Consider the following 12917-nt stretch of genomic DNA (forward strand, 5'->3'; position numbering starts at 1 on the left):
CCAATCACATTACATAATCGGTATCAACAAACTTGGCACACTATTGAGTTCTCAAACAACAGACACACCCGGCACCACCCAAACCAACGTTCAGGATCGCTCCGGAGCAACTTTTCAAACTTACCCGCTGGCTTCCTGCGTGTCAAACCGGCGTCCGCGATCATCCTCAGCTTATGCTTGGGGGATCGGTTTTCCGTCTGACTCCGTGGAGCAGCGCGGAAATAAACTGTACCACCACTCATCCGGGATCGCCAGTCCGCTGCTGCGTGCTGTCCTGCCGGGCGCCGAAAGGCCCGGAATCACGGGGATTCCGGGCCTTTGTTCGTGCTGCGTGCGTTCCGCTCCTGCAGGTGATCCTGCAGGCGGGGATCACTTGGCTGCTGTTGCTCCGGGCTTGAAGTAGGACGCCCCGAGCGGAGGCAGCGTGACGGTAAGGGTGGCCGGCTGGCCATCCTGGCCTTCGTCCGTTGCCTTCAGCTCTCCGGTGTTGAGCACGCCGGATCCCCCGTAGGTGGAGTGGTCGGTGTTCAGGACTTCGGTCCATGCACCAGCCGTCGGAACTCCCAGGGTGTACCCAACGTGGGGTGCACCCGAGAAGTTGATGGCGCAGACAATCGGGTTGCCGTCCTTGTCCCACCTGATGAAGGACAAGACGTTGCGGTCCGAGTCTCCCCCGTTGATCCACTGGAACCCGGCCGGAACGTTGTCCTGGGAGTAGAGGGCCGGCGTGGCTGCATACAGCTCGTTGAGGTCCTTGGTCAGCAGCTGCAGTCCCCGGTGCGCGGGGATCTCGGCAAGCCACCAGTCCAGCCCGTGCTGTTCCGACCACTCGGCTTCCTGGCCGAACTCGGTGCCCATGAAGATGAGCTGCTTGCCGGGGTGGGCCCACTGGTAGGCGAGGAAGGCGCGCAGGTTGGCCAGCTGCTGCCAGCGGTCACCCGGCATCTTGCGGAGCATGGAGCCCTTGCCGTGGACAACCTCGTCGTGGCTGATCGGCAGCAGGAAGTTCTCGGTGAAGGCGTAGACCAGGGAGAACGTGACCGTGCCGTGGTGCCAGCGGCGGTTGTAGGGATCCTCGGACATGTACTTGAGGGAGTCATGCATCCAGCCCATGTTCCACTTCAGGCCGAAGCCCAGGCCGCCGTGGCTGGTCGGTGCGGTAACACCGGGGAAGGCTGTGGATTCTTCCGCGATCATGACCGCGCCGGGGTGGGTCTTATAGACGGTGGCGTTGACTTCCTGCAGGAAGGAGATGGCCTCGAGGTTCTCCCGGCCACCAAAGCGGTTGGGCCGCCACTGGCCTTCCTGCCGCGAGTAGTCGAGATAGAGCATGGAGGCCACGGCGTCCACGCGCAGCCCGTCGATGTGGAATTCCTCCAGCCAGTAGAGGGCGTTCGCCACCAGGAAGTTCCGGACCTCGGTGCGGCCGAAGTCGAAGATCAGGGTGCCCCAGTCAGGGTGTTCCCCGAGCGCCGGGTCGGAGTGCTCGTAGAGGGGTTCACCGTCGAACCGGGCCAGCGCCCAGGCGTCCTTGGGGAAGTGCGCCGGCACCCAGTCCAGCAGTACGCCGATGCCTGCCTGGTGGAGGGCGTCCACCAGGTAGCGGAACTCGTCGGGGTGGCCGAACCTGGACGTGGGGGCGTAGTAGGACGTGACTTGGTAGCCCCAGGAGCCGCCGAACGGGTGCTCGGCCACCGGCATGAATTCGACGTGCGTGAATCCGAGCCACTTGACGTACTCCACCAGTTCCTTGGCCAGTTCGCGGTAGCCAAGGCCCAGGCGCCAGGACCCGAGGTGCACCTCATAGACGCTCATGGCTGAGTTGTGGGGATCGCGCTTGGCCCGCGCTTCCATCCATTCGTCGTCCTTGAAGGCGTAGGAGGGCTCCACCACGCGGGATGCCGTTAGAGGGGGAACCTCGGTGCCGAACGCCAGCGGATCAGCTTTTTCAACCCAGTAGCCACCGCGGGTCAGGATTTCGTACTTGTAGCACGCACCTGCTTCCACCCCGGGGATAAAGACCTCCCAGACACCGGAGGACCCCAATGAGCGCATTGAGTTTTCGCGGCCGTCCCAGGCATTGAAGTCGCCCTTGATCCGGACGGCCTGCGCATTCGGGGCCCACACGGCAAAGGAAACGCCGTTCACGTCACCCAGTGACGACTTGTAGTGCCGGACGTGGGCGCCGAGCACCTGCCACAGTTTCTCGTGCCGGCCTTCGCCGATGAGGTGCAGGTCCACTTCGCCCACCGTGGGGAGGTAGCGGTACGGTTCGTCGACGGTGACCGCGTCCCGGCCCGGGTAGGTGACCGACAACCGGTAGTCGGGAACGTGGCCCTGCTCCACCGGTTCAAGGACGGCAACCCACACGCCATGGGCCTCGTGCTGCATGGGGACTTCGCCGGCCTGCGTGACCACGGAAATGGCCTCGGCGAGGTGCTTCACGGTGCGGATGGTGACATGCCCGTAGTCGTCCAGGTGCGCGCCCAGGACGGAGTGGGGGGCGTGGTGTTCACCGTTCGCGATCCTGCCCAGGGTGCCTTCATCCACGTGCAGGGGCATCCCCGGACGGTCAGTTCGTGCTGAGCCTGTCATTTCGTTACCTTCCGATGCTGCACCGGCATGATCGCCGGCGCCGTTACCGCTCAGGAGCCGCCTGGCGGCGTTTACTGGAATCGCCAGCCAGTCGGGCCTGTTACGCATTTCATAAACAACTTCATACAGCGCCTTGTCCAGCCACAATGCCACAAACAGGGGCGAGGTCCGGTCCACCGTGCCGGGAATGACTTCCGCGTAGCCCGCCAGGAAGGCATCTGCGCAGGCGTCCACCCAGCCTTCCGGGACCTGCGCGCCTTCCTGCTCACGCTGGGCTGCCCCGGCAGCGTAGTCGAAGGAGCGGAGCATTCCCACGACGTCCCTCAGGGGAACATCAGGGACGTTCCGTTCCGCGATGGGCCGGAGCGGCTCACCCTCGAAATCGAGGATCGCCCACCTGGATTCGCCGCCGGTCTGGCCGGTGACCTGCAGGATCTGACCGAGGTGGAGGTCGCCATGGATGCGCTGCAACGGCCCGACCGGAGCTTTGCCCATGGTGGCCAGGAGTGTCTCCAGGGCGTCGTCGTAAGGGCCGACGGCGGCACGGGCTTCTGCCCAGGCGGCGCGGACGCGCTGGGCAACAGCGGGTCCTGCCCCCTTGCCGGGTTCCGGCTCGGCTGACTGCCCCAGGGCCTCCGCCAGTCGTTTGTGTACCGTGGCCGTGGCGGTGCCAAGGGCCCGCGCCTCTGCCGTGAAGTCCCTGCCGGAACGGGCTGCGTCCACGGCAAGCCGCCAGGCGTCGCGTCCGCCGGCCAGGAATTCATGGGCCACCGCAAGTTCACCCTGGACGTAGCGGCTGCCCGTGCTGCCTTGGCTGAGCCACTCCCCCCGGACCCAGCCCAGGGTGGCCGGGACTTCAGAGGTTCCCGCCTTGGTGAGCGCAGCTCCTACCTCGATCTCCGGGTTGGTGCCTTCGGAGAGCACCCGGAAGAACTTCACCATGGCTGCCGATTCGCCGTCGTCCACGATGACCGAACTGTTGGACTGCTCGCCCGAGAGCACCTTCACCACGCCTTTGGCGGTGGGAAGCCGGAAGGGCCCATCCACGCGGTACCCGGTGGCGGCGCCGCTGGCGGCCTTCCCTCCCTGCCGGATGAGCTCCAGCCAGGCGCCGACGAAATCGGGGTCGTGCACGGCGTCGTATACCCAGGGCCGGGTCGGATCCATTCCCGCAGCCTCGCCCACCAGCGCACGCTCCATGCCTCCGGCCGGCGCGGGCCGGAAACTCAGCGGAACCTGGACCACGGCGCTGCGCGGACCGCCGTCGGCCCCCTCGGTGGTGACGTTGAGGAGGAACACGGCCAGGGCCGCGTGGCCGCTGGGATCGTCCAGGCCAAGGCTGCCGGCCTGGCTGATGGCGAAATCGGGGGTCTTGACGGGGAACCATCGCTGCTGCGGCAGCCATTCCTTGAGCAGCGCGGTCAGGGCGGGAGTGAGGATTGGCTGGTTCATCTCAGTTCTCTATCGACAGGATGGGCATGGCCTGGGTGTAGGGCGAGGACGGGTTGGAGGACGCCGACCGCATCCGGAGCCAGAAGAAGTCGTGGCTTCCGATGGTCAGTGTGAGGGTGCCGTCGTCGCCGATGCCGGGGAAGATCTGGCCGCCGAAGACGTCGCGCAGGCCGCGGCCCGAGTATTCGGGAACGCGCAAGGTCGCTGCCACCGGGTGCTGGGAAAGGTTGAAGGCGCACAGGATGGTCTCGGCGTCCGCGCCCGCGGGGTTGTTGTCCGGCAGGACACGCAGGTACGCCAGGACGGCATCGTGGTCGGCCTCGATGTGTTTGAATTCGCCCAGCCCGAACGCAGGGTGGTTCTTCCGGACGCTGAGGATCTGCCGGGTCCAGCGCAGCAGGGAACCCGAATGGGCCGCCTCCGCCTCGACGTTGGCCATGCTGTAGTTGTAGACCAGCGACTGGATGGGCGGCAGGTACAGCTTTCCGGGGTCGGCGTGGGAGAAGCCTGCGTTCCGGTCCGGGTTCCACTGCATCGGCGTGCGGACGGCGTCGCGGTCCTCGAGCCAGATGTTGTCCCCCATGCCGATCTCGTCCCCGTAGTACAGGAAGGGACTGCCCGGCAGTGAGAGCAGGAGGGCGTTGATCAGTTCGATCTCAGCGCGGGAGTTGTCCAGCAGCGGTGCCAGGCGGCGGCGGATGCCGATGTTGGCGCGCATCCGGGGGTCCGGTGCGTACCAGCCCAGCATCGCCGCGCGCTCATCCGCGGTGACCATCTCCAGGGTGAGCTCGTCGTGGTTGCGGAGGAACGTTCCCCATTGCGCACCCTCGGGGATGTCCGGGGTCTCGCGCATGGTCTCGATGATGGGCGCCGCCTTCTGGTCCCGCAGCGCGTAGTACAGCCGGGGCATGATGGGAAAGTGGAACGCCATGTGGCATTCGGGTTCCTCAACCGTGCCGAAGTACTCCACCACCTCGGTGGGCGGCTGGTTGGCTTCGGCGATGATGACCCGGCCCGGATAGCCTTCATCCACCATGGCCCGCAGCTGGCGGAGGAACTCATGGGTGGCGGGAAGGTTCTCGCAGTTGGTGCCTTCTTCCTCGTAGAGGTAGGGGATGGCGTCCGCGCGGAAACCGTCGATCCCCTGGTCCAGCCAGAACCGGACCACGTCGAAGACGGCGTCGATCACCTTCGGGTTTTCGAAGTTCAGGTCCGGCTGGTGGCTGAAGAACCGGTGCCAGAAGAACTGGCGGCGGATGGGATCGAACGTCCAGTTCGATTCCTCCGTGTCAACGAAGATGATGCGCGCATCCTGGTACTTCTCGTCCGTGTCGCTCCAGACGTAGAAGTCGCCGAAGGGCCCGTCCGGGTCCTTGCGGGATTCCTGGAACCAGGGGTGCTGGTCCGAGGTGTGGTTCAAGGGTAGGTCGATGATGACCCTGACACCGCGGGCGTGGGCCTCCGCCACCAGGCGCTTGAAGTCGCTGATGGTGCCGAACTCGTCCAGGACCGAGTTGTAGTCGGAGATGTCGTAGCCGCCGTCGCGCAGCGGTGACTGGAAGAACGGCGGCAGCCACAGGCAGTCCACGCCCAGCCACTGCAGATAGTCCAACCGGTCGATGAGTCCGGAGAAATCCCCGGACCCATCGCCGTTGGCATCCGCAAAGGCCCTGACAAGTACCTCGTAGAACACGGCCTTGCGGTACCACAACGGGTCATGCTGAAGGCCAGGCGCATTTAGCTCGAACGTGCTCTTGGGGGTGAAGTGCCCGGAACTTTGCGGATTGAAACTCACGAATGCATTCTCCTCACGCTCAGGATGTGGGCGGGCTCCACGTGCGGATCGAGGCGCACGTAGTTGTACTCGCCCCACTCCCAGCTCTGTCCGGTGAGCAGGTCATCCACGTAGAAGCCGCCGCCCGGGGTGAGGTCCTGGGGGTCCAGTTCAAGGGCTGCCAGGTCCAGGGCCACGCTGCACTCCTTGGTGACGTGCGGGTCCACGTTGACCACCACGATGATGGTGTCCTTCGACCCGTCGGGGAGCGTCTTGTGCTTGGAGTACACCACGGTGGAGTCGTCGGTGCTCTGGTGGACCGTGAGGTTCTGCAGGTCCAGCAGGGCAGGATGGTCGCGGCGGATGTGGTTGAGCCGGGTGATGTACGGCGCCAGCGAGCGGCCGGATTCAGCGGCGGCGTCCCAGTCGCGGTGCTTGTACTCGAACTTTTCGTTGTCGATGTACTCCTCGGCGCCTGGCCGGGCCACGTGCTCATACAGTTCGTAGCCGGCGTAGACACCCCAAAGCGGGCTGCCGGTGGAGGCCAGGACTGCCCGGATCCGGAACGCCGCGGGCCCGCCGTACTGCAGGTACTCGGTGAGGATGTCCGGGGTGTTGACGAAGAAGTTGGGGCGGAAGAACGCCGGGGAGTCGTGGCTGACTTCGTCGAAGTAGGCCTCGATCTCCTTCTTGGTGTTGCGCCACGTGAAGTAGGTGTAGGACTGCTGGAATCCGGCCCTGCCCAGGGCGTGCATCATGGCGGGCCGGGTGAACGCTTCGGCCAGGAACACCACGCCGGGCACCGCTTTATTCACTTCCGCGATAAGCCATTCCCAAAACCACACCGGTTTGGTGTGCGGGTTATCCACGCGGAAAATCTTTACGCCATGGCTGACCCACAACAGCACAATCCGCAGAATTTCCTGCGAAAGTCCCTCAGGGTCATTATCGAAATTCAGCGGGTATATGTCCTGGTACTTCTTTGGCGGGTTTTCCGCATAGGCGATGCTGCCGTCCACGCGGGTGGTGAACCATTCCGGGTGCGACTCGACCCAGGGGTGGTCCGGTGCCGCCTGCAGGGCAAGGTCAAGCGCCACTTCCAGGCCGAGTTCGTTGGCCCGCGCCACGAAGGCGTCGAAGTCCTCGAACGAGCCAAGGTCCGGGTGGATGGCGTCGTGGCCGCCCTCCTTGGCACCGATGGCCCAGGGCGAGCCGGGATCGTGCGGACCGGCCACCAGGGTGTTGTTCGGTCCCTTGCGGTGCTGCACCCCGATGGGATGGATCGGCGGCATGTACAGGACGTCGAAGCCCATGGCGGCCACGGCATCGAGCCGCTTTGCCGCGGTCCGGAAGTTGCCGGACGTCCACTGACCGGTGTTGTGGTCCTTGACGGCGCCTTCGGACCGGGGGAAGAACTCGTACCAGGCGCCGCGGCCGGCACGGTCGCGTTCCACCAGCAGGGGGTACTTCTGGGAAACGGTCACCAGTTCGCGGATGGGCTGGCGGGCGACGATGTCCGCGATTTCCTGGCTGAAGCCGGCTCCCAGCCGTTCCTCGGTGGTGCGGGACTGGTCGGCCAGAACGTCCGATGCATGGCGCAGCGCGGCCCGGTCCACGTCGTCCCGGAAGTCCTCGCCTGCCGCATCGCCGAGCAGCTTGGCTCCCTCGGCAAGCATGAGTTCAACGTCGATGCCGGCGTCGATCTTCACCTCCGCATTGTGGTGCCAGGTGCCGTAGCGGTCGTGCCAGGCTTCGATGACGAAGGACCAGTTTCCGGTTTCCGACGGCGTGAGGACACCTTCCCAGCGGTCCGTCCCCATGCCGCGTTCCCCACGCGGCGGTGCAAGCCGGACACGCTGGCGCTCCGCGCCCGAGGGATCGAGCAGCACGGCGCTGACGCCGAGCTGGTCGTGGCCTTCACGGAAGGCGGTAGCGCCCACCACGATGCCTTCCCCCGGCAGGGCCTTGGCCGGAAACTTGCCGCCTTCGACGACGGGCTGCACGGCGGTGATGGGAAAACGCCCGAACCGCAGTCCCTCGGTGATGCGGCGCTGGGGCATTTTGGTGGATGCGGCACTGGTTCCTGAGTTAGTCGTCACAGGCTCGACGTTAGCGAGAAATGCGCTGGATTGCTAAGGCTGCTCACTAAATTGGGCGTGCCGCGGCCCTTTTTCTTCATGCCCCTGTCATTTACCCAAAAGAAACCTGAAGCTGGTTCCGGCCGCGCATCTTGTCGGTTAGTGTGACGCAGGTGAAGGCAATCCGCAGGTTTACGGTCCGTACAGTCCTCCCCGAGCCCATCCGGCCGCTGGCCAGGCTGGCCAGCAACCTGCGGTGGTCCTGGCACCGCCCCACCCGGGAGCTTTTCGCCGGGCTGAACCCGCGCCTTTGGGAGGAAAGCGGGCAGGACCCGATCGGCTTCCTGGGGATGGTCAGCCGCGAAGAGTTCCAGCAGCTGGCCACGGACCAGTCCGTGGTGGAGAAGGTCCGCGCCGCGGAACAGGACCTTGACCGGTACCTCGAGGAGCCGCGCTGGTACCAGGGCCTGGGCCCGGACGCCCCCGCCAGCATCGCCTACTTCTCCCCCGAGTTCGGCATCACCGAAGTCCTCCCCCAGTATTCGGGCGGCCTGGGCATCCTGGCCGGTGACCACCTGAAGGCGGCCTCTGACCTTGGTGTTCCGTTGGTGGGTGTAGGCCTGCTGTACCAGGCGGGCTATTTCAAGCAGTCGCTGTCCCGCGACGCGTGGCAGCAGGAGACCTACCCGGTCCTGGACCCGGACGGCCTGCCGCTGACACTGCTCCGCGAGCCGTCCCCCGACGGCAACGGCAGGGCCGTGCAGATCGCCCTTCCGCTGCCCAACGGAAGGCGCCTGCTGGCACACATCTGGCGTGCCGACGTCGGACGCGTGCCCCTGCTCCTCCTGGACTCCAACGTCCCCGGCAATGACGACGCTGCCCGCAGCATCACGGACCGGCTGTACGGCGGCGGCGGGGACCACCGGCTGCAGCAGGAACTCCTGCTCGGCATGGGTGGCGTCAAAGCCCTGCGCGCCTTCCAGAAGCTGACGGGCTGCCCCGCGCCGGAGGTGTTCCACACCAACGAAGGGCACGCCGGATTCCTGGGGATCGAGCGCATCCAGGAACTCATGTCCGGAGAGCAGGCCCTGACATTCGACGAGGCACTGGCGGCTGGCCGTGCCTCGACGGTGTTCACCACGCACACCCCTGTGCCTGCCGGTATCGACCGGTTCGAGATCAACCAGATCAGCCACTTCTTCCAGGCGGGGCTGGCTCCGGCCGTGCCGCTGGACAGGATCCTTGAACTGGGGCGCGAGAACTACGCCGACGGCAACCCTTCGGTGTTCAACATGGCCGTCATGGGCCTGCGGCTGGCCCAGCGCGCCAACGGCGTGGCCAAGCTTCACGGCGAAGTGTCCCGCGGCATGTTCTCCGCGCTCTGGCCGGGCTTCGACCACAGCGAGGTGCCCATTACGTCGGTGACCAACGGAGTGCACGTGCCCACCTGGGTCGACAGCCGCATTTCCAAGCTTGCCCGCGACCAGTTCGGCAGCGAGGCCGAAGCGCTGGGCAAATGGGACCTGGCCTACAACGTCAGCGACGCCGACGTCTGGGCGCTCCGCAGGGAGATGCGGGCCGCCCTGGTGGAGGACGTGCGCCGCAGGCTGCGGGCCGCCTGGAAGAAGCGGGGGGCCGCCGACGCCGAACTGGGCTGGACGGACAACGTCCTGGACCCGGACGTGCTCACCATCGGGTTTGCCCGCCGCGTGCCCACCTACAAGCGGCTCACCCTGATGCTGCGCGAACCGGCCCGCCTCAAGGCGCTGCTCCTGCACAAGGAACATCCCATCCAGCTGGTGATCGCCGGCAAGTCCCACCCGGCCGACGACGCCGGCAAGAAGATGATCCAGGACCTGGTGCGCTTCACCGACGACCCCGAGGTCCGGCACCGGATCGCTTTCCTGCCGAATTACGACATCGCCATGGCCCGGACCCTGTTTCCCGGCTGCGATGTCTGGCTGAACAACCCGCTGCGCCCGCTGGAGGCCTGCGGTACCTCCGGCATGAAGGCAGCACTGAACGGATCGCTGAACCTTTCCGTCCTGGACGGCTGGTGGGATGAGATGTACGACGGCGAGAACGGCTGGGCGATTCCCACGGCCAACAACGACGCCTCCCCCGAGGAACGCGACGACATCGAGGCCGCGGCACTGTACGAGCTGCTTGAATCGCAGGTGGCGCCGCGCTTCTACGGGAGTACGGTGTCCGAGGGTGCCGGGGCCGCGGGCCCGTCGACCATCGGCAGCGAGAAGGTGCCCACCCATTGGGTGTCCATGATCAAGCACACGCTCTCCCACCTGGGTCCGGCCGTCTCCGCGGAACGCATGCTGCGCGACTACGTCAACATCCTTTACCGTCCCGCCGCCGAGGCCGGACGCAGCGCAAATGCCAACTCCTACGCCCAGGCCCGCGGGCTGGCCGCCTGGTCGGCGAAGGTCCGCGCTGCCTGGCCGCAGGTGCACGTGGAACACGTGGATTCGGTGGGCGTCTCCGAAGACCCGCAGATCGGCGACACGCTCCAGGTCAACGCCTACGTGGCCTTGAACGCCCTCACGCCGGAGGACGTGTGCGTTGAGGTGGCCTACGGCAAGGCGGAAGAGAACGACACCCTGGCAGACATCACCATGATGGAACTGCAGGTGAAGGAGGACCTGGGCAACGGGCGGCACTTGTTCAGCGGCTCCCTGGTGATCGACCGCTCCGGACCGTTTGGATACACCGTCCGCGTCCTGCCGCGGCACGAGGCCCTGGCCTCGAAGGCCGAGCTGGGGCTGATCGTCAACGCATAGCCCGCCCGCCTGGTGGGTAAGGCTCCCTGGACGAAGGCAGTAACCCGATCCAGGAGGGGCCATGACCGAACGCACGGTGGCCGATGCCATAGTGGAGCGCCTCGCCGCCTGGGATGTTGGCAGGGTGTTCGGGTACAGCGGGGACGGCTTCAACGGCTTTATGGGTGCCCTCCGCCGGTCCGAGGGACAGGTGGAGTTCATCCAGGCCCGGCACGAGGAGGCGGCGGCCTTCATGGCCGTGGGACACGCCAAGTACACCGGCGGCGTGGGGGTGGTGACCTCCACCCAGGGCCCGGGTGCGGTCCACCTGCTCAACGGGCTCTACGACGCCAAGCTGGACAGCGTGCCAGTGGTGGCCATCGTGGGCCAGCAGAGCCGGACGGTGCTGGGCTCGGCCTACATGCAGGAGATCGACCTTCCGTCGCTGTTCAAGGATGTGGCCTCGCAGTTCGTGCAGCTGGTCAGCGCGCCGGAACAGGTGCCCATGGTGCTGGACCGGGCCTTCCGGACAGCGAAGGCCACGTCCTCCCCCTGCGTCGTGGTCATCCCGCATGACGTCCAGTCCGCGCCGGCGCCCGAACTGGAACAGCAGCACGGCATCGTGGTCACGGCGCCGTCCTGGAGCGCTGCGGCCAAAACGCCGCGCGGGGAGGACCTCAACGCAGCCGCAGCCATCCTCAACTCAGCCGAGCGGGTGGCCCTGCTCGTGGGGCAGGGAGCCAGGCACGCCGGCGGGGAGGTGGTTGCCGTGGCGGAGAAGCTTGGCGCCGGGATCACCACCAGTCTTCTGGGCAAGCCATATGTGGATGAGGAGCTGCCGTTCGTGGCGGGCACCATGGGGCATCTGGGGACCACCGCAAGCGCGCACCTGATGGCGAACTGCGACGCCCTCCTGATTGTCGGCTCCAACGACCCCTGGACCGAGTTCTATCCGCCGCCCGGGAACGCCCGTGCGGTGCAGATCGACGTCGATGAGAAGAACATCGGCAACCGGTACCCCGTGGAGGTGGGCCTGGCCGGAGACGCAGCATCGGCGCTGGAGGCCCTGAACAGCAGGCTGGAGTACCGCCCCCGCACCCAGTGGCGCTCGGAGGTGGAGGCGGAAGTCAGCCGCTGGCGCATCCTCGCGGCGGACCGCGCCGCAGTCCCGGCAAGCCCCGTCAATCCCGAACGCGTGGTCAGGGAGCTGAACGGCCGGCTGCCCGGAAACGCCCAGCTGAGTATCGACGTCGGGAGCTGCGTCTACTGGTACGCCCGCCAGCTGGTGCTCCCCCATGGTGTCCCCGCGCACCTGTCGGGGACGCTTGCCAGCATGGGCTGCTCCATCCCCTACGGGATTGCCGCCAAGCTTGCCCACCCGGACCGCCCGCTGCTGGCCCTGGCCGGTGACGGGGCCATGCAGATGGCGGGGGTGGCGGAACTGGTGACGGTGGCGCACCGCTGGCGCCAGTGGAAGGACCCGCGGTTCGTGGTCTGTGTCTTCAACAACCGGGAGCTGACCGAAGTCACCTGGGAGCAGCGTGAGTCGGAGGCCGAGCCGAGGTTTGCCGCGAGCCAGGAGCTGCCCGATTTCCCCTTCGCCGGCTACGCGGACCTGCTGGGGCTCAGGGGCATCCGGGTGGAGGACCCGGAATTGATTGCGGAGGCCTGGGAGGAAGCCTTCGCAGCCGACTGCCCCGTGGTGATCGAGGTGCTCACCGATCCCGAGGTTCCGCTGCTGCCGCCGTTCCCTGCCGGCCGGCAGAAGGCGGAAAGCATGCGCAAGGGGTTGGCAGCGGAGGACGACGGCGGCCGGGCCTCAGCGCTCCTGGACACCTATGTGTCCCATGAGGAGGGCCCGGAGGGCTGATTGCCCGGGCTGCGGGCCTAGAGCATGACGGCGGTGACGGCGAGGTCCTTGCCGGCGTACCGTTCCGCGTCCTGCAGGATCTCGCAGATGATGCCGAACGACCTGTCGCTGCGGAACGGCGCGGCCACCTGCCACAGGACCGTCACGGGCGGGTTGCCGTTGTCGGTGATGCTGTCGGCGAAGTCATGCAGCGAGTCGTTCAGTGCATCGAGGTTCACGCCGTAGTGTTCGGGAAAGCCCAGGACCTCGCCGAAGGTTTCCAGGACCGTGCGTTTGCTGTCTGCGGGCGGAACCACCACGCTGCGGCGACCGGCGTCGGCCACCTGCTCCTGCAGCTCTTCCAGGGTCCAGGTGTCGCCGGAAAAGATTCTCATGGT

General features: G+C 66.3%; 6 protein-coding genes. 2 read left to right on the top strand and 4 right to left on the bottom strand.

Annotated elements, in window-relative coordinates:
• Positions 1–369: 369 nt before the first annotated feature.
• Genes PUN71_RS18830 through PUN71_RS18840 form a run of 3 tightly spaced genes read right to left on the bottom strand, consistent with a single transcriptional unit; the run spans position 370 to position 7881 of the window.
• Positions 370–4047, bottom strand: coding sequence for a 1,4-alpha-glucan branching enzyme (locus PUN71_RS18830; protein WP_277799633.1), 3678 nt, complete (start codon positions 4045–4047; stop codon positions 370–372).
• 1 nt (position 4048) lies between these two features.
• Complete coding sequence (gene treS / locus PUN71_RS18835) at positions 4049–5842, bottom strand: maltose alpha-D-glucosyltransferase (protein WP_043452117.1); 1794 nt, start codon at positions 5840–5842, stop codon at positions 4049–4051.
• Entirely contained in the window at positions 5839–7881 is a 2043-nt protein-coding gene (locus PUN71_RS18840) for an alpha-1,4-glucan--maltose-1-phosphate maltosyltransferase (protein ID WP_277799684.1), read from the bottom strand. Before PUN71_RS18840 ends, treS begins: the two co-directional genes overlap by 4 nt.
• Positions 7882–8072: 191 nt before the next feature.
• Between PUN71_RS18840 and glgP the strand changes: the two genes are divergently transcribed.
• Both glgP and PUN71_RS18850 read left to right on the top strand, forming a co-directional pair.
• Positions 8073–10691, top strand: a complete 2619-nt coding sequence (gene glgP, locus PUN71_RS18845) for an alpha-glucan family phosphorylase (protein WP_277799634.1) — start codon at positions 8073–8075, stop codon at positions 10689–10691.
• A 61-nt stretch (positions 10692–10752) separates the two neighbouring features.
• Positions 10753–12540: a thiamine pyrophosphate-requiring protein gene (locus PUN71_RS18850; RefSeq protein ID WP_277799635.1), complete on the top strand. Its 1788-nt coding sequence runs from the start codon at positions 10753–10755 to the stop codon at positions 12538–12540.
• A gap of 17 nt (positions 12541–12557) precedes the next feature.
• Here the strand turns inward: PUN71_RS18850 and PUN71_RS18855 are convergent, their stop codons facing one another.
• Positions 12558–12914, bottom strand: coding sequence for a barstar family protein (locus PUN71_RS18855; RefSeq protein ID WP_043452108.1), 357 nt, complete (start codon positions 12912–12914; stop codon positions 12558–12560).
• Positions 12915–12917 lie beyond the last annotated feature (3 nt).

The organism is Arthrobacter sp. NQ7 (assembly GCF_029581595.2).
Taxonomy (GTDB): domain Bacteria; phylum Actinomycetota; class Actinomycetes; order Actinomycetales; family Micrococcaceae; genus Arthrobacter; species Arthrobacter phenanthrenivorans_B.

Coding starts and splice junctions, on each gene's coding strand:
- PUN71_RS18830 (WP_277799633.1), bottom strand. CDS start 4,047: ATGAACCAGCCAATCCTCACTCCCGCCCTGACCGCGCTGCTCAAGGAA.
- PUN71_RS18840 (WP_277799684.1), bottom strand. CDS start 7,881: ATGCCCCAGCGCCGCATCACCGAGGGACTGCGGTTCGGGCGTTTTCCC.
- PUN71_RS18855 (WP_043452108.1), bottom strand. CDS start 12,914: ATGAGAATCTTTTCCGGCGACACCTGGACCCTGGAAGAGCTGCAGGAG.
- PUN71_RS18850 (WP_277799635.1), top strand. CDS start 10,753: ATGACCGAACGCACGGTGGCCGATGCCATAGTGGAGCGCCTCGCCGCC.